At 74.0% G+C, this 15287-nt stretch carries 19 protein-coding genes and 1 tRNA gene; 10 read left to right on the top strand and 10 right to left on the bottom strand.

Annotation, left to right across the window (positions count from 1 at the left end; all coding sequences use genetic code 11):
* Window position 1: 1 nt before the first annotated feature.
* From BLV02_RS22785 to BLV02_RS36685, 5 genes are all read right to left on the bottom strand, one after another.
* Complete coding sequence (locus BLV02_RS22785; RefSeq protein ID WP_069109463.1) at window positions 2–976, bottom strand: hypothetical protein; 975 nt, start codon at window positions 974–976, stop codon at window positions 2–4.
* Between the two features lie 20 nt (window positions 977–996).
* Window positions 997–1473, bottom strand: a complete 477-nt coding sequence (locus BLV02_RS22780; RefSeq protein WP_069109464.1) for a hypothetical protein — start codon at window positions 1471–1473, stop codon at window positions 997–999.
* Window positions 1474–1516: 43 nt separating this feature from the next.
* On the bottom strand, window positions 1517–1693 hold the full coding sequence (locus BLV02_RS36690; protein WP_157574569.1) for a hypothetical protein: 177 nt from the start codon (window positions 1691–1693) through the stop codon (window positions 1517–1519).
* 93 nt (window positions 1694–1786) lie between these two features.
* Entirely contained in the window at window positions 1787–3436 is a 1650-nt protein-coding gene (locus tag BLV02_RS22775) for a bis-aminopropyl spermidine synthase family protein (RefSeq protein WP_216093996.1), read from the bottom strand.
* Between the two features lies 1 nt (window position 3437).
* Window positions 3438–3530 (bottom strand) — tRNA-Ser (locus tag BLV02_RS36685).
* 47 nt (window positions 3531–3577) lie between these two features.
* On the opposite strand from BLV02_RS36685, the gene BLV02_RS22770 reads away from it, so the two are divergent.
* Both BLV02_RS22770 and BLV02_RS22765 read left to right on the top strand, forming a co-directional pair.
* A complete protein-coding gene (locus BLV02_RS22770) occupies window positions 3578–4339 on the top strand; it encodes a phosphotransferase (protein WP_141711389.1) in 762 nt (253 codons plus the stop codon).
* A 99-nt stretch (window positions 4340–4438) separates the two neighbouring features.
* Window positions 4439–4669 carry a hypothetical protein gene (locus BLV02_RS22765; protein WP_069109465.1) on the top strand — a complete coding sequence of 77 codons (231 nt, stop codon included), beginning with the start codon at window positions 4439–4441 and terminating at the stop codon, window positions 4667–4669.
* An 81-nt stretch (window positions 4670–4750) separates the two neighbouring features.
* Here BLV02_RS22765 and BLV02_RS22760 read toward each other — a convergent pair whose 3' ends face one another.
* Window positions 4751–5140: a hypothetical protein gene (locus BLV02_RS22760; RefSeq protein WP_069109466.1), complete on the bottom strand. Its 390-nt coding sequence runs from the start codon at window positions 5138–5140 to the stop codon at window positions 4751–4753.
* Window positions 5141–5166: 26 nt separating this feature from the next.
* A complete protein-coding gene (locus BLV02_RS22755; protein ID WP_069109467.1) occupies window positions 5167–5997 on the bottom strand; it encodes a sulfurtransferase in 831 nt (276 codons plus the stop codon).
* 91 nt (window positions 5998–6088) lie between these two features.
* Here BLV02_RS22755 and BLV02_RS22750 point away from each other — a divergent pair, with 91 nt between their 5' ends.
* Genes BLV02_RS22750 through BLV02_RS22740 form a run of 3 tightly spaced genes read left to right on the top strand, consistent with a single transcriptional unit; the run spans window position 6089 to window position 7226 of the window.
* On the top strand, window positions 6089–6532 hold the full coding sequence (locus tag BLV02_RS22750; protein ID WP_069109468.1) for an SRPBCC family protein: 444 nt from the start codon (window positions 6089–6091) through the stop codon (window positions 6530–6532).
* Window positions 6529–6858, top strand: coding sequence for an ArsR/SmtB family transcription factor (locus tag BLV02_RS22745; RefSeq protein ID WP_069109469.1), 330 nt, complete (start codon window positions 6529–6531; stop codon window positions 6856–6858). The genes BLV02_RS22750 and BLV02_RS22745 overlap by 4 nt, the downstream gene beginning before the upstream one ends.
* The gene (locus BLV02_RS22740; RefSeq protein WP_069109470.1) at window positions 6855–7226 is read left to right on the top strand and encodes a VOC family protein; all 372 of its coding nucleotides are present in this window, start codon (window positions 6855–6857) and stop codon (window positions 7224–7226) included. The genes BLV02_RS22745 and BLV02_RS22740 overlap by 4 nt, the downstream gene beginning before the upstream one ends.
* Here BLV02_RS22740 and BLV02_RS22735 read toward each other — a convergent pair.
* Entirely contained in the window at window positions 7217–7780 is a 564-nt protein-coding gene (locus BLV02_RS22735; protein WP_069109471.1) for a hypothetical protein, read from the bottom strand. The two genes, BLV02_RS22740 and BLV02_RS22735, sit on opposite strands and share 10 nt — an antisense overlap.
* Window positions 7781–9412 carry a long-chain-fatty-acid--CoA ligase gene (locus BLV02_RS22730; RefSeq protein ID WP_069109648.1) on the bottom strand — a complete coding sequence of 544 codons (1632 nt, stop codon included), beginning with the start codon at window positions 9410–9412 and terminating at the stop codon, window positions 7781–7783.
* Window positions 9413–9571: 159 nt separating this feature from the next.
* Between BLV02_RS22730 and BLV02_RS22725 the strand changes: the two genes are divergently transcribed.
* The 5 genes from BLV02_RS22725 (at window position 9572) to BLV02_RS22705 (ending at window position 14705) form a co-directional block, all read left to right on the top strand.
* The gene (locus BLV02_RS22725; protein WP_069109472.1) at window positions 9572–10843 is read left to right on the top strand and encodes an ammonium transporter; all 1272 of its coding nucleotides are present in this window, start codon (window positions 9572–9574) and stop codon (window positions 10841–10843) included.
* Between the two features lie 19 nt (window positions 10844–10862).
* Window positions 10863–12146 (top strand): glycoside hydrolase family 15 protein, encoded by a 1284-nt coding sequence (locus BLV02_RS22720; protein WP_069109473.1) that lies wholly within the window; start codon window positions 10863–10865, stop codon window positions 12144–12146.
* Window positions 12147–12170: 24 nt separating this feature from the next.
* Window positions 12171–13049: a hypothetical protein gene (locus BLV02_RS22715; RefSeq protein ID WP_069109474.1), complete on the top strand. Its 879-nt coding sequence runs from the start codon at window positions 12171–12173 to the stop codon at window positions 13047–13049.
* A gap of 85 nt (window positions 13050–13134) precedes the next feature.
* Window positions 13135–13494, top strand: a complete 360-nt coding sequence (locus BLV02_RS22710; RefSeq protein WP_069109475.1) for a YciI family protein — start codon at window positions 13135–13137, stop codon at window positions 13492–13494.
* The gene (locus tag BLV02_RS22705) at window positions 13491–14705 is read left to right on the top strand and encodes an RNA polymerase sigma factor (protein ID WP_069109476.1); all 1215 of its coding nucleotides are present in this window, start codon (window positions 13491–13493) and stop codon (window positions 14703–14705) included. Before BLV02_RS22710 ends, BLV02_RS22705 begins: the two co-directional genes overlap by 4 nt.
* On the opposite strand, the gene BLV02_RS22700 is transcribed toward BLV02_RS22705, so the two are convergent.
* Complete coding sequence (locus tag BLV02_RS22700; RefSeq protein WP_069109477.1) at window positions 14698–15273, bottom strand: dihydrofolate reductase family protein; 576 nt, start codon at window positions 15271–15273, stop codon at window positions 14698–14700. The two genes, BLV02_RS22705 and BLV02_RS22700, sit on opposite strands and share 8 nt — an antisense overlap.
* Between the last annotated feature and the right edge of the window lie 14 nt (window positions 15274–15287).

Below are 15287 nucleotides of genomic sequence, written 5' to 3'. Positions count from 1 at the left end.
CTCACTCGTACAGCACGTAGTCCGGCGTCGGCAGCAGCGCCAGCACCTCGGCCGGCGTCATGAGCGGCCCGCGCTCGGCGTCCTCGTCGAAGAACAGCTTGAACCCGGCGGCGACGTGCGGCGGCTTGGTGCCCATGAGCGTCGTCCAGGTGCGCTCCTTGTCGGCGCGGCTGCCGATGCCGTCGACGCTCTTGACGGTGACGACGCCCGGGTGCGGCCGCAGCGCGGCCTCGTCCACGACGACCGATGCGTGCACCTGGTGGAACACCATGACCTTCTCCGGCAGGTCGTGCTCGGCGACCAGTGCCGACAGGTAGGCGGCGACGGAGTCCAGCTCGGCGCCGGTGGTGCTGCCGTAGACGTTTCCGGGGACCTCGTTCGGTCCGACCGCCCACTCAGGGTCCAGCGCCAGCCCGACGTCCGGTTCGGTCAGCCACGGCTCCAGCCGGGTCACCTCGTCGAGGAAGCCGGCCCGGCCGGGCTGGACGTTGAGCAGCAGCAGCGCGCCGTGCCGCCGGGCCGCGTCGAGGTACGCCGCGATGACGTCGTCGGGCTCGTGCGTGCGGTACAGGCCGTCGGCGGCGGGCGAGTCGTGCGCGATGACGGTGATCAGCTCGAACACCGGCAGGACGGTGCGGCCGTCGCCGTCGTACCCGGCGGCGACGGCGTCGATCTGCTCAGCGGCGGCGTCGAGGCCGTCCGGGGTGAGCCGTCCGAACGCCGGGGAGCGGCCGCCGGCGAAGCCGACCAGGCGGTGCTCGGGCAGGATCGTCGTCCCGCCGCCGGGCAACGTGGGTGAAGGAGTGGGCGACGGCGTGGCCGACGGGCTGGGCGCGTCGTCCGGCGGGGGCGACGCGGGCTCTGACACGGACGGAGCCGTGGGCGTGGGCCGCCCGCCGGCCGCGCCGTCACCGTCGTCGGCGCAGCCGGCCATCGCCAGCGCGGCGATCGTCAGCAGGGGAACAGGTCTACGCACTCCTGCCTAGTGTGCCCGGATCAGGCGAGATCGTCCTGACCCGAGAGCGGGCGGTAACCGCGGTCGCGGTTGAGCCGGCCGCGCAGCTCGCGGGCCAGCACCCGGGGCTCGACGTCGATGGACGCGGTGCGGATGAGGCTCTGCCGGCCGCCGGAGAGGTCGACGGAGACGATGGCGCCGTCGGTCTGCACCTTGCGGACGTCGCGCCACGGCACCCGCCGCCCCACGCCGAACCCCGTCGCGTTGACGAAGCCGTCGTCGTCGAGGACCAGCCGGGTGCCGCGTCCGAGCACCCGCAGCACCCCGACCAGCAGGATGACCAGCGACACCGCCGCGGCCAGCGCCAGCAGCACCAGCAGGACGGCCTGCAGCCAGCCGGGCAGGTCAACGGCCAGCACGACGGTCAGCGCGATGGTGACCAGACCGAGACCGGCGGCGCCGACTCCGACGCCGCGGACCGCGAGCTGGGTCGGTGGGCCGTAGACCGTGCGTGTCACGGACCCAGTGTGTCACGCGTGCGCAGGTCAGCCCGCGTGGAGGTCAGGCCGTGGAGGCCATGCGGGCGCGGTTCTCGGCGATGATGCGGCACAGCGGGCAGAGGTCGAGCCCGTGCAGCCGGCTCCAGCCGGAGAGCGTCGCGCGCGCATGGTGTGGCGTCGATCCGAGGTTCCCCAGGTCGCCGCATTGGTCGCAGACGATGGCCACCCGTGTGCTCATGGTCTCCTGCCTGTCCGTCGTGCGCCGCCCCCGCGGCGCTTCCCACCCGTCTCCAGGATGCCCGACGGACGGCGTCGCGGGAGGCGGAAACGATCAATTGGCGGTGACGGCGGCGAGGATCGCCGCGATGCGGTGCATCGGCAGCTCGACCAGCGGCGACTCCAGCACGTGCGGCGGCAGCCCGGACGCGTCGACGATGCGCCGCGCCTCGTCCTTGGTGAGCGGCTCGCCGCCGGTGCGCCGGCCGGCCTTGACCAGGGCGTCGCGCCAGGCGGTGCCGAGGCGCCGGTGCGCGGTGTCGAGCAGGAACCGCCACGCGACGTCGGCGGGCGGGAGGTCCGCGGCGTCGACGGCGACGGCCTCGACGATGGCGTGCTTCGGGTCGGGGGTGCTGCGCCGGAACCGCAGCCGCCACTTCGTGCCGACCAGTCGTTGCAGCTCCTGTTGCCCGGCCTGCGACGTGACCGCCGGGTGGGTGTTCTGGACGGCCAGTGCGAGACGGCGCATGTCGAGCGCCAGCAGGGTGCGCAGCAGCCAGGTGTTCGGGTCGCCGACGAGGTGGACGGCGACGGCGGCCGTCCGGGCGTGCGGGATGGCGGCCGCGGCCCGGCCGGCGAACACGTCGCCGAGCGCGATGCCGCCGGGCGGTCGCCGGAGCGCGACGACGGCGCCGACGTCGAGCGACTCGGGTCCCGCGGCGGCGTCGAGCAGCGCCGTCATGACGTCCTGCGCGTCGGGCCGGCCGCTCTCCAGCGACTGCGGCCCGTGCGTGTAGATGGCCTCCTGGGTGGTGCGCGGCAGCGCCTTCCACGTGGCCGCCGTGGGCTGGAGGACGTAGAGGTCACTGGCGCTGCCGATGGCCTGGGCGCCGTCGTAGCGGTTGAAGTGCGGCAGCATCGCTTCGGTGGCGAGCGACAGGCCGACCAGCTCGCGCTGCACCTTGAGTCCCAGCGCCGGCTGGTGGCGGCCGTGGCCGTAGGCCAGCACCAGCCGGCCGTTGGCGTGGTCGCGCAGGCTCTCGAGGCCGCGGGTGAGGAACAGCCGGACGCCCTCGGGGGTGTACGGCGGGTCGGTGACGACGAGGTCGCCCACCTCGCGTGCGACGGACGGCAGCCCGGCCCGGAAGTCGGCCCAGACGGTGCGGACGGGCAGGCCGAGCGCGGCGGCCTGCTCGTCGACGTACGCCAGCAGGTTCTCGTCGAGATCCGCGACGACGACGTTCACCCGCGGGTTGACCAGGCACAACGCGACGGACGTCAGGTCGTGGTCGCCGATGCAGACCAGTGTCGCGCCGTCGAGGTCGTACGTGGCGTCGAGCCACAACGCCCGGCGCAGTGCCGTGACAGGCGTCGCGGGCACGTGGTCGAGCGCCTGGACGGCGGCCGGTGCGGCGGCGACGACCTCCGCGACCCGGCGGGCGACGTCGCCACCGGGCAGCGCGTCGACCGGGCCGGGCAGCTCGGGCGGCGTCAGGCCGTCCAGCCCGAACCGGTCGCGGTAGGCCGCCCGCGCGGCGTCGCGCACCGTGAACCGTCCGCCGTGCGTCTCGAGGTCGCCGCCCAGCGCGTCGAGCAGCCGTTCCACCTGGCGGCGCGGCACCGCGGCCCGGCGGACGAGATCGTCGAGCGGGGCGGCGCCGGCGACGAGCGCGGCCAGCACCTCACGCAGCGGGCGCGCGCCGATGCCGAGCCCCGACACCAGGTCGGCGACACGGTCGATGGCGTCGGCGTTCAGCGGGTCCAAGCGGAGGGCATGGGATTCGAACCCATGAGGACGGAGAGGGCCCCGCCCTAGAACTTTTCAAGAGTTCCCCGTTCGGCCACTCCGGCAGCCCTCCAGGCAGGTGCAAGTGTGCCACGTCCGGGGTGTGGCAGCATCGGGCCGGTGAGCGAGGCCGAGACGCCGTTGCCGGGTGGCCGGGTGGGCGGCGCCGTGCGGGTCGGCGACACCGTGCGGCGGCCCACCGGAGCGTGGACGCCCGCCGTCCACGCGCTGCTGAACGGGCTGCGTGCGGCCGGTCTCGACGGCGTCCCTCCGGTGCGCGGGGTCGACGAGCAGCGCCGCGAGGTGCTCGGGTGGGTGGCCGGCCGCGGTGTTGCCCGTGACGAGGTCGTCAGCAACGCGCTGCTGGCGGACGGCGCTCGCTGGCTGCGCCGCTTCCACGACGCCGTCGCCGGATACCGGCCCGACGGCGAGGTGGCGTGGCGACATGGGACGCGGGCGCTCGCTCCCGGGGAGATCGTCTGCCACAACGACCCGGCCGCCTACAACTGGATCGTCGACGGCGACCGCGTCGTCGGCGTGGTCGACTGGGACATGGCCGGCCCGGGCGTCGCGCTGGACGACCTCGCGTTCGTCGCGTGGATGTCGGTGCCGCTGCGTCGTGCCGACCTGCCGGTCTCGGTCGCCGCGCGCCGGCTCGCCCTGCTGGCCTCCGCCTACGGCGATGTCGCGCCGTCGGCGGTGCTGGCGCACGTGCAGGTCCGGATGGGGATGGCGGCGGACCGCATCGAGGCCGGCCAGCGGCGTGGCGACCCGGGACTGCTGAACCTCGCGGCGATCGGCGAGCCGGGTCGCACCCGGGCGGCGCTGGTGGAGCTGGCGGCGCGCGAGCCCGCGATCGTCGCGGCCCTTCGTGCCGGCTGACGTGAGGTGGGCGGCGTGACCCCAGAGCCGACTGGCGATCGACCACAGCTCACAGCTGGTCGCCTCCGATACATCTGCCCCGTCTGTGGGCATTCCGGGTTGACCGTCCGCCCGTACGCGACGTGGCCGCCACCAGAGGGCATCGAGCTGAGCCCGCCGTACGAGAACATGCCGGGCCGTCCGTCATACGAGGTGTGCCCGCGTTGCGGGTTCGAGTTCGGCAACGACGACAACCCGGGCACGGCGGAGCCGGCGTCCTTCGAGGACTACCGCCGCGAGTGGGAGAACGACGGGCGTCCATGGTTCGACCAGAACGCCGGACGAGCGTAGGCCGTCACCGACGTCCTGTGTCGGCCGACCCTCGAGGTTTGGCCTGGGTCTGTAGGTGGCGGTCCGTGTCGCGTGGTGGTGCTAGGGAGTGGTGCCGCGGAGGGCGAGATCGACGTGTGGATGCTGCACGGTGACGGCGCCCCAGTCGCCGCGGAGCTCCCAGGTCGATGGCCCGGTCGGCCGGAAGGTGTCGATGTTGCCCAGGTCGGACGTCCCGGAGCGGTCGACAGCGGGCCGGGCACCGCTGAGCTGATGGTCGATGGGTGCGGTGCTGCGGATCTGGAGATCGGCGAGGGCGTAGCAGTACTGCTCGCCCGGCTTCGGCGGCTGGTAGTGGGGATGCGCGGCGGTGAGGACGGCCTCGATCCTGAAGGTCACCTCGTGCTCGGCGGGGAAGACGCCCAGGACCCACGAGTCTTCCAGGTAGACGTCATGCAGCGACGGGAAGGCGGCGTAGGAGTGAGGCGTCATCGGTTCCTGGTCCTCTGGGTCGGCCGTCAGGGGCCGGTGGCGGCGGGGCGGTCGGGGTCGGCGGACCATTGGGACCAGGAGCCGGGGTAGAGGGTGGCGTCGATGCCGGCGACGGCGAGGGCGGCGAGTTCGTGCGCCGCCGTGACGCCGGAGCCGCAGTAGGTGCCGACGGGGCGGGAGCCGTCGGCACCGAGGGCGGCGAAGCGGGCCCGCAGCTGCGAAGCCGGCAGGAAACGGCCGGTCGCGTCGAGATTGTCGGTGGTCGGGGCGCTGACGGCGCCGGGGATGTGCCCGGCCCGCGGGTCGACCGGCTCGGTCTCGCCGCGGAACCGCTCGCTCGCCCGCGCGTCCAGCAGCACGCCCGAGGCGGCCAGGGCGGCCGCGGAGGAAGCGGTCAGCGTCGGCAGCGCGCCCGCCCGCAGGACCACGTCACCGGCGGGCGGCGTCACGAGCCCGGTCTCCAGCGCCCCACCGGCCGCCGTCCACGCGGCCAGTCCGCCGTCGAGCAGCCACACATCGGCGAGCCCGGCCCAGCGCAGCAGCCACCACGCCCGCGCCGCCGACATGCCACCGAGGTCGTCGTAGGCGACGACGGTGTCGCCGGCGCGCACGCCCCAGCGCCGCGCGGCCGACTGCAGCACGGACACCGACGGCAGCGGGTGGCGGCCGGCAGCAGGCGACGGCGGGCCGGCCAGCTCGGTCTCGAGGTCGGCGTAGGCGGCGCCGGGCAGGTGCCCGGCGAGGTAGTGGTCGTAGCCGTGCGGGTCGCCGAGCTTCCAGCGGACGTCGAGCAGGACGATGCGCTCTCCTGCGGCCAGCCGCCGGCCGAGCGAGTCGGTGTCGATCAGCACGCTCATGTCCGCCACGCTATCGCGCGCAACCCACGAGTTGCACAACGGTCACACCGTGTGCAACTCTGGGGTTGCACAAAGAGTGAGGAGACACGGAATGACCACCGACAGCATCGAACGCGACATCGTCATCGCCGCCGCACCCGAGCGGGTCTGGGCGATCGTCACCCGCGCCGAGCACCTCGGCACTTGGTTCGCCGACGCCGGCGCGACGATCGACCTGCGCCCGGGCGGCGAGCTGACCCTGACGTGGAAGGAGTACGGCGTCTCGCGCGGCGTCGTCGAGACCGTCGAGCCGCACACGACGTTCGCGTTCCGGTGGGCGCTCGACGACGGCGCGCCGGGCGACGGCAACTCGACCCGGGTCGTGTTCACGCTCACGCCCGACGGCGACGGCACCCGGCTGCGGGTGGTCGAGAGCGGGTTCGACGGCCTCGCCGGCGGCCCGGAGCGGCAGGCGACGTCCGTCGAGCAGAACACCGAGGGCTGGCGGCTGGAGCTGGACGAGCTGCGCGCCTACGCCGAGTCGACCCCGGCATGACCCGGATACTGCTCGACGCCGTGCTGGTGGCGCTGGCCGAGCCGACCCGCCGGCAGTTGCTCGACCTGCTGGCCGAGCGCGGCGAGGCGAGCGCCAGCACGCTGGCCCAAGGGCTGCCGGTGACCCGGCAGGCGGTCGTCAAGCACCTCGCCGTGCTCGACGACGCGGGCCTGGTGAGCAGCCGGCGGGCCGGGCGCGAGGTGCGCTACCGGACCCGGCCGGAGCGGCTGGCCGAAGCGGCCCGCGACCTGAGTGAGCTGGCCACCGCATGGGAGACCCGCCTGGCGACGATCAAGCGCCTGGCCGAAGAGGAAGAGGGAGCATGACGTTCGAGGGCAGTGTGAACATCGCCATGAAGATCCCGGCGGCGCAGTACCCGGACACGGTCGCGTTCTACCGCGACGTGCTGGGCCTGCCCGCGAAGGACGTCACCGGCACCGACATCGCCGCCGGGGTGACCCGCAGCGTCCGCGTCGAGTTCGGCCCGAGTGTGCTGTGGCTGGACGAGGTGCCGAACTACAGCCGCTCCGACGTCTGGCTGGAGCTGTCCACCGACGACCTGCCGGCCGCGATGGAGCGGCTGGCCGCGGCCGGGGCCACCGCCCGGGACGAGCTGGAGCCGCTGCCCGACGCCATGCGGGCGCACTGGATCGCCAACCCCGCGGGCGTCGTGCACCTGGTGGCTCAGGCCTGAACGTGCCGGGTCCACGTCTCGTGGGTGGCGATGACCGCCGACGAGTGGGCCCGGCCGTCGGCGCCGCCCACCTCCGGGCGCCCGAGCACCCGCGCGCCGTCGACCTCGAGGGTCGCGTCGGTGCAGAACGTCAGCAGGTTGGTCAGCGTCCACGGCACGCCGCCCAGCTGCCAGGACTCGGCCTCGCCGGGACGCGTCTCGACCGGCCGGCTGATCGTGGTGACCACCCGGGTGCCGTCGGCGCCGACCACCTTCGCGCGGGCGTGGTCGGAGCCGACGTGCCACTCGACCACGTCGCACTCGACCGGCTCGCCGATCTCCGGCAGCCCTTCCAGCTCCGGGAACCAGCGGCTGAACGTGTCGGTCAGCCAGCCGCCGAGCGGCGCGTCAGGGGTGAGCAGCCGGACGACGTCGTCGCCGTCGACCCAGACGAGCAGCGCGAGGCCGGAGCCCTGCACGCTCCACTCCGCCTCCCAGAGCGAGACGAATCCGGCACGGGAGTCCGCGCGCATGAGGGTGGCGCTCGGGTTGGCTCCGATGAACTCGACCGGCATTCAGCCGAGCGTAGTGACGTTCAGGTCGTCGTGCGCGTAGGCCGCGCGAATGATCTTCTTGTCGAACTTGCCGACGCTCGTCTTCGGGATCTCCGGCACGACGGCCCAGCGCTCCGGCAGCTGCCACTTCGCCACCTTCGTGGCCAGGAACTCGCGCAGCTCGGCGACGTCGACCTGCTCGCCCTCCTTGACGACGACGGTGGCCAGCGGCCGCTCGCCCCACTTGTCGTCCGGGACGCCGACGACGGCCGCCTCGGCGACGGCGGGGTGCGCGGCGAGGTGGCCCTCCAGCTCGACCGAGCTGATCCACTCGCCGCCGGACTTGATGACGTCGCGGGCGCGGTCGGTGAGGCGCAGGTAGCCGTCCGACGTGACGGTGCCGACGTCGCCGGTGCGCAGCCAGCCGTCGTCGAAGCGCTCGTCGTCGTTCTCCTGGTAGTACGAGCCGGTGATCCAGGGACCGCGGACCTCCAGCTCGCCGACGGACTCGCCGTCCCAGGCCAGCACCTCGCCGTCCGGGCCGACCAGCCGGGCCTCGACCGGCGCGGCGAACCGGCCCTGGGCGAGCCGGTAGCCGTCGACGTCCTCGTCGGCGGCGTGGACCGGCGGCCGCGAGAACGTGCCGAGCGGGCTCATCTCCGTCATGCCCCACGCGTGCAGGCCGGTGATGCCGCGGGCGTCCAGCCCGCGCATCAGCGTCTCGGACATCGCCGACCCGCCGACGACCAGGCTGGTCAGGGACGAGATGTCGATCTCAGGGTGCGCTTCGAGGTACTGCAGCAGCCCGACCCAGACGGTCGGCACGCCGGCGCCGATGGTGGGCCTTGCCGCGGCGATGAACGCGGCCAGCGGCTCCGGCGCGAGGAAGCGGTCTGGCATGGCCAGCGACGTGCCGGCGGCGAACGCGGCGTACGGGAGCCCCCACGCCAGCACGTGGAACTGCGGGACGACGGTCAGCAGCAGGTCGCGGGCGGACAGGTCGAACAGGTCGGGCATCGCCTCGGTCAGCGCGTGCAGGTAGATCGACCGGTGGCTGTAGACGACGCCCTTGGGGTGGCCGGTGGTGCCGGACGTGTAACACATCGCGGCGGCGGCTCGCTCGTCGACGTCCGGCCAGTCGTACGTCACCGGCTGCGCCGCCAGCAGCGACTCGTAGTCGTGCACGCCGACGCCGGTGCCCTCCAGGAGACCGCGGTCGGCGGCGCCCGCGACGATGACGTGGCGCACCGACTTCAGCGACGGCAGCAGCTTGGCGAACCCGGGTAGCAGCGAGCCGTCGACGATGACGACGCGGTCGGCCGCGTGGTTCGCGGTGAACGCGATCTGCTCCGGGAACAGCCGGATGTTCAGCGGGTGCAGCACCGCGCCCATCGCCGGCACCGCGAAGTACGCCTCGACGTGCCGGTGGTTGTTCCACATGAACGTCCCCACCCGGTCGCCGGGGTGGACGCCGAGCGACGACAGCGCTCGGGCCAGCCGGGCCGCGGCCCGCGCGATGTCGGCGAAGGTCGTCTCGTGGACGCCGGATCCGGTGCCGGTGGCCGTGACCACCCGGCTGCCGCCGTGGATCGTCGCACCGTGTTCGAGCAGCCGGCGCACCTGCAGCGGAACGTCCATCATCGTGCTGGTGATCACGGGAGACCTCCCCATCGAGGACCCGGCGACGCCGTGTCTGTCGCCCATACCCTGCCGCAGGAATGTCACCGGCGGAAGTCTTGATCGCTGCCGGATTAACCGCCTCGTAACGGCAGGCGCCCACCTGGCGAAACGCCCCGCGACCACGCTGCCCGCATGGATACCGGAGACACCGCGTGGATTCTCGCGTCCACCGCACTGGTCATGCTGATGACCCCCGGCCTCGCGCTGTTCTACGGCGGCATGGTCCGGGCGAAGAGCGTCGTCAACATGATGATGATGAGCTTCGGCGCGCTCGGCGTGATCAGCGTGCTGTGGGTTCTGTACGGCTACTCGATGGCCTTCGGCACCGACCTCGGCGGCGGCCTGCTGGGCGATCCGGGTGAGTTCTTCGGCCTCTCCGGCCTGATGAGCCCCGACGCGCTGTCCGGCACGATCCCGTCGATGCTGTTCGTCGGCTTCCAGGGCATGTTCGCGGTCATCACCGTCGCGCTGGTGTCGGGGTCGATCGCCGACCGCGCGAAGTTCTGGACCTGGCTGCTGTTCGCCGCGGTCTGGGGCACGCTCGTGTACTTCCCGGTGGCCCACTGGGTGTTCGCGTTCGCCGACGGCGACGGCGGCTGGATCGCCGACCGCCTGCTCGCGATCGACTTCGCCGGCGGCACCGCGGTGCACATCAACGCCGGTGCGGCCGGACTCGCGCTGGCGCTGGTGCTCGGGCGGCGTCGCGACTTCGCCAAGGGCGCGCACCGCCCGCACAACCTGCCGCTGGTGATGCTCGGCGCCGGACTGCTGTGGTTCGGCTGGTTCGGCTTCAACGCCGGGTCGGCCGTCGGCGCCAACGGTGTCGCGGCGGTCGCGCTGGTCAACACCGTCGCGGCGACGGGTGCGGCGATGCTGGCGTGGATCGTCGTCGAGAAGCTGCGCGACGGCCACGCGACGTCGCTGGGCGCGGCGTCCGGCGTGGTGACCGGCCTGGTCGCGATCACCCCGGCGTGCTCGGCGCTGAACCCCGTCGGGTCGCTGATCCTCGGCGTCGTGGCCGGGGCGATCTGCTCGCTGGTGGTCGACCTGAAGTTCCGGCTGCGCTACGACGACTCGCTCGACGTCGTCGCGGTGCACCTGGTCGGCGGGCTCGTCGGCACCATCGCGATCGGCTTCCTGGCCACGGCGGACGCGCCGGCCGGTGTCGACGGCCTGTTCTTCGGCGGCGGCGTCGACCAGCTGTGGCGGCAGGTCGTCGGTGCGGGCGCGGTGCTGGCCTACTCGTTCGTCGTCACGTACCTGATCGGCCTGGTGCTGCAGCGCACGATCGGGTTCCGGGTGGACGACGACCACGAGGTGGTCGGCGTCGACCGGGTGCACCACGGCGAGTCGGGCTACGAGATCGGTTCCGACGAGGTGTCGGAGGACGTCGTCACGGCGTAGCTGTGCTTACGGTGTGCCGATGCAGACTGCAGAACTCGGCACCCGGGGCACGGCGTGGTCGCCGGAGACCCGGCTGTACTCCGACGGGGTGGTCATCGGCGCCGACGGCGCGCCGCTGATCGTTCCGCCGCACAGCGGGCTCCGGCGGCTGCCCGGCACCGGCTACCTCGACCCGTCCTCCGGCGCGCTGCCCGGCGCGGCGGTCCCGACCGGCGACGACGCCGACGCCGCGCGCGAGCTGCTGGCGGCGACCGAGCTGCCGGGCCGGGGCACGCCGTACCAGCCGATGGCCGAGGAGGCGCTGATCGATATCGGCGTGCTGACGTTCGCCAACGGCGCCGCGGTGGCGGCCGGCAGCCCGTACTGGCGCTACGTGTGGCCGCGCGACGTCGGCTACATGGCCGCCGCGCTGACGGTGTGCGGCCGGCCCGAGCCGGCGTTCGCGCAGCTGGCGTACGTGGCCGCCATGCAGGAGCAGGACGGCACCTGGCAGGCGCGCTACCTGCCCGACGGCTCGCGCGGGGTGCCCGACGACCGCGGGCTGCAGCTCGACGGCATCGGCTGGACGCTGTGGGCGACGTGGCTGTGGGCCGGGGCGACGGGTGGCGCCGTGGGCTCGCTGGCGCCGATGGTCCGCTCCGCCGTCGGCGCCGCGCTGGCCGCGCTGGACCCGTCGACCGGGCTGCCGCGGGCGTCGCAGGACTTCTGGGAGATGGACCTCGACGAGGCGACGCTCGGCTCGGCGGCCCCGCTGCTGCTCGGCCTGCGGGCCGGTCGTGAGCTGCTGACCCTGCTCGGCGGGCCGGACGACGCGCGGCTCGCGGCCCGGGCGGCGGACGGCGCCGAGCGGCTGGCCGCGGCGGTCACCGGCGGGTTCGGCGCGCACGGCTACGCCCGGCGCATCAGCGGCAGCGGCGGCCGCGACGCGTCGGTCGCGTTCCTGCTGCCGCCGTTCGCTCCCCACGACGAGGCCGTCGCGGCGGCCTGGCGGTCCGCCGTCGACGCCACCACCGTCGGCAACGGCGGGGTCCGGCCAGGTGAGGAGTGGACTGACGTCCTCACCGCGTGGACGCCGCAGGTGTCGCTGCACGCGCTGACCGCCGCGTCGACCGGCGACACCGCGCTCGCGCACCGGCTGCTCAGCTGGCTCGACCTGCGCCGGACCGACCTCGGCGCGCTGGCCGAGAAGGTCACCGCCGACGGCCGCCCGTCCGCCGTCGCACCGCTCGGCCTGACCGGCGCCACCGTCCTGCTGGCGCTGGCCGCCCTCGACGGACGACCGCTGCCGGCGCCTCCCCACTGACGCGGCAGCGGGAGATACTGGACCATGCGCCGGCTGCGGTTCGTCCTGGTCCTCGTCGTGACGGTGCTGCTGGCCGGCATCGCGGCGACGGTCGTGGCGCTGACCACGGGCGATGACGACGACGTCGCGGGCGGCGACGGCGCCGCGGCGGCGCCCGACCTCAGCGCCACCGCCGAGATCCGGCGCTCGTTCAACCGGTCCGGACTGGTCGTCATCGCCGTCACCAACCACGGCGCCGAGCCGGTCACCGTCACGTCGGCGGAACTGCTCAGCGACTCCTTCGAGGCCACCGGCCCGCAGCCGCGCGACTCCACCATCGGGCCCGGCGACATCCCGGTCGACCTCCAGGTCGAGTACGGCCCGGCCCGCTGCCCCGACGGCGTCGACTCCGCGGCCGCCCCGTCGCAGGTCCGCCTGACCGCCCGCGTCGGCGACGGCGACGAGCACGAGCAGGTGCTCGACCTCCCGCACCCGAACGGCACGCTGGACCGCCTGCTGCGCACCGACTGCCGCGACGCCGCGCTGGCCGAGGCCGTCACGCTGGCGATGGGCCCACTGGAGCCACGCGCCGACGGCACGCTGACCGGCGTCCTCACCGTCACCCGGGTCGACGGCGGCACGGCGCCGGCGACCCTCACCAACACCCGCGGCAGCGTGCTGTTCACCATCACGCCCGAGGCCGACCCCGCGCTCCCGCCCGGGCAGTTGCGCGTGGTGGCCGACGTGCTGCGCTGCGGCGGCCACGCCATCGGCGACGCGAAGCGGCCGTACGGCTTCACCGCCTGGATCGACCTCGGCGACGGCGTCGAGATCCCCACCGCGATCCCGGTCGACGACGCCCACCGGGCCGCGCTCGACGCCATGCAGCCGATCCGCTGCGCCGGCAAGGACAACGACATCTGAGCCGGTTGTCGAGAATGCCGCGACGGCTCCGACCCACTGCCGAGAGAGCGCCCGAGGGCGGCGCCACGAGACGGGAGCAACCCCGATGAAGTACATGTTGATGATGTTCGGCGACGCCGAGTCGATGCAGGCCACGGCGTCGAAGGAGTGGATCGAGGAGATGATCGGCTTCATGGTCCAGCTGGACAAGGACCTCGAGGCGTCCGGCGAGCTGGTGTTCCAGCAGGGTCTCGCCGACCCCGGCGCCGCGAAGACGGTGCGGCTGCAGGACGGCCTCCCGGTCGCCACCGACGGCCCGTTCGCCGAGGCGAAGGAGTCGCTGATCGGCTTCTGGGTGGTCGACGTCGAGAGCGAGGAGCGGGTGCTCGAGCTCGCCGGGCAGATCGTGAAGTACTCCGGCCGGCTCGAGGTCCGCCCGGCGATGGACGCCCCGCCGGACCTGTGACCGACCCCGCGGTCGAGGACCTGCTGCGCGCCGCCGCGCCGCAGGTCCTCGGGGTGCTCGTGCGCCGGTACGGCCAGTTCGACGCCTGCGAGGACGCCGTACAGGAGGCGCTGCTGGCCGCCGCCACGCAGTGGCCGGTCGACGGCGTGCCGGACAGCCCGCGCTCGTGGCTGGTGACGGTCGCGTCGCGCCGGTTCGTCGACGAGGTGCGCAGCGCCGAGGCGCGCCGTCGCCGCGAGGAGACCGTGGCCGCGCTCGACCTCGTCGAGCCCGGCGACGTGGAGCGGGCCGACGACACCCTCACGCTGCTGTTCCTGTGCTGTCACCCGTCGTTGGCGCTGCCCGCCCAGCTGGCGCTGACCCTGCGCGCCGTCGGCGGGCTGACGACGGCGCAGATCGCGGCCGCGTTCCTGGTGCCCGAGGCGACGATGGCGCAGCGGATCAGCCGGGCCAAGCAGAAACTGCGGGCCGGCGACGCGCGGTTCGGCCCGCCGCCGCCGGAGCAGCGGGACGAGCGGCTGCGCACCGTCCTGCACGTGCTGTACCTGATCTTCAACGAGGGCTACACCACCAGCTCCGGCCCGGCGGCGCAGCGGGCCGACCTCACCGCCGAGGCGATCCGGCTGACCCGGCTGCTGGTCCGGCTGACGCCCGGCGACGGCGAGGTCACCGGGCTGCTGGCGCTGATGCTGCTCACCGACGCCCGCCGGGCCGCGCGCAGCACGGGTGACGGCGTCCCCGTCCCACTGGCCGAGCAGGACCGGACCCGGTGGGACGCCGCCCAGATCGCCGAGGGGGTCGCGCTGCTCACCGGGGTGCTCGGCGGCGGCCCGGTCGGTCCGTACCAGCTGCAGGCCGCCATCGCCGCCGTCCACGACGAGGCGCCGACGGCCGACAGCACCGACTGGCCGCAGATCGTCGCGCTCTACGAGGTGCTGGAGCGGGTGGCGCCCGGCCCCGTCGTCACGCTGAACAAGGCGGTCGCCGTCGCGATGGTGCACGGGCCGCGGGCCGGGCTGGCGCTGCTCGGCACCCTCGACGCCGACGACCGCATGGCGCAGACGCACCGGCTCGACGCCGTCCGTGGCCACCTGCTCGAACTGGCGGGTGACCCGGACGGCGCCCGTGCGGCGTACCTGCGCGCAGCGCGGCGGACGGCGAGCGTGCCGGAGCGGCGCTACCTGACGCTGCGCGCCGCCGGCGTCACCTGACCACGCGGTAGGTCAGGTGGGTGGCCGCGTCGGTCTGGTTCGTGCTGACGGCCTCGAGCTCGACGTGGGCGGTCGTGGCCCGGTCGAACAGCGGGGTGCCGTCGCCGAACAGCACCGGCACGACGTGCAGCGAGATCTCGTCGACCAGGCCGGCGGCGAGGTACTGCCGGGCGACGTCGGCGCCGCCCATGACGCAGACCGCGCCGTCGCCCGCCGCCGCTGCGGCCTGCGCGAACGCGTCCTCGATGCCGCCGGTGACGAAGGTGTAGACGCCGTTCTCCGGCGACTCCTCCGGCGCCTCGTGCGTCAGGACGAACACCGGCCGGCGGGCCGGGCCGGACGGGCCGTCCGCACCCCACCATGGCACGGAGTCGTCGTAGTTCCGGCGGCCGGTGATGACCGCGCCGAGCCGCCCGATGCCGTCGTTCAGCACGTCGCGGCCGGCGTCGGTGCCGACCCAGTCGTGCAGGCGCTCGCCACCCTGGCCGAGGGGCTGGTCGGGGGTCTGCCCGGCCGCCGTGATGAAGCCGTCGAGGGAGATGCTGATGTCCAGTACGAGTGTGTTCATGCCCGTGTAACGAC

The organism is Jiangella alba, from assembly GCF_900106035.1.
In the GTDB taxonomy this organism is placed as follows: domain Bacteria; phylum Actinomycetota; class Actinomycetes; order Jiangellales; family Jiangellaceae; genus Jiangella; species Jiangella alba.
This window is presented reverse-complemented; position numbering and strand designations above follow the sequence as displayed.

What these genes read in the sequence shown, in the direction of transcription:
- BLV02_RS36690 (WP_157574569.1), bottom strand. Translation starts at nt 1,693, where the DNA reads ATGAGCACACGGGTGGCCATCGTCTGCGACCAATGCGGCGACCTGGGG.
- BLV02_RS22760 (WP_069109466.1), bottom strand. Translation starts at nt 5,140, where the DNA reads ATGACGCCTCACTCCTACGCCGCCTTCCCGTCGCTGCATGACGTCTAC.
- BLV02_RS22755 (WP_069109467.1), bottom strand. Translation starts at nt 5,997, where the DNA reads ATGAGCGTGCTGATCGACACCGACTCGCTCGGCCGGCGGCTGGCCGCA.
- BLV02_RS22750 (WP_069109468.1), top strand. Translation starts at nt 6,089, where the DNA reads ATGACCACCGACAGCATCGAACGCGACATCGTCATCGCCGCCGCACCC.
- BLV02_RS22745 (WP_069109469.1), top strand. Translation starts at nt 6,529, where the DNA reads ATGACCCGGATACTGCTCGACGCCGTGCTGGTGGCGCTGGCCGAGCCG.
- BLV02_RS22740 (WP_069109470.1), top strand. Translation starts at nt 6,855, where the DNA reads ATGACGTTCGAGGGCAGTGTGAACATCGCCATGAAGATCCCGGCGGCG.
- BLV02_RS22735 (WP_069109471.1), bottom strand. Translation starts at nt 7,780, where the DNA reads ATGCCGGTCGAGTTCATCGGAGCCAACCCGAGCGCCACCCTCATGCGC.
- BLV02_RS22725 (WP_069109472.1), top strand. Translation starts at nt 9,572, where the DNA reads ATGGATACCGGAGACACCGCGTGGATTCTCGCGTCCACCGCACTGGTC.
- BLV02_RS22720 (WP_069109473.1), top strand. Translation starts at nt 10,863, where the DNA reads ATGCAGACTGCAGAACTCGGCACCCGGGGCACGGCGTGGTCGCCGGAG.
- BLV02_RS22715 (WP_069109474.1), top strand. Translation starts at nt 12,171, where the DNA reads ATGCGCCGGCTGCGGTTCGTCCTGGTCCTCGTCGTGACGGTGCTGCTG.
- BLV02_RS22710 (WP_069109475.1), top strand. Translation starts at nt 13,135, where the DNA reads ATGAAGTACATGTTGATGATGTTCGGCGACGCCGAGTCGATGCAGGCC.
- BLV02_RS22700 (WP_069109477.1), bottom strand. Translation starts at nt 15,273, where the DNA reads ATGAACACACTCGTACTGGACATCAGCATCTCCCTCGACGGCTTCATC.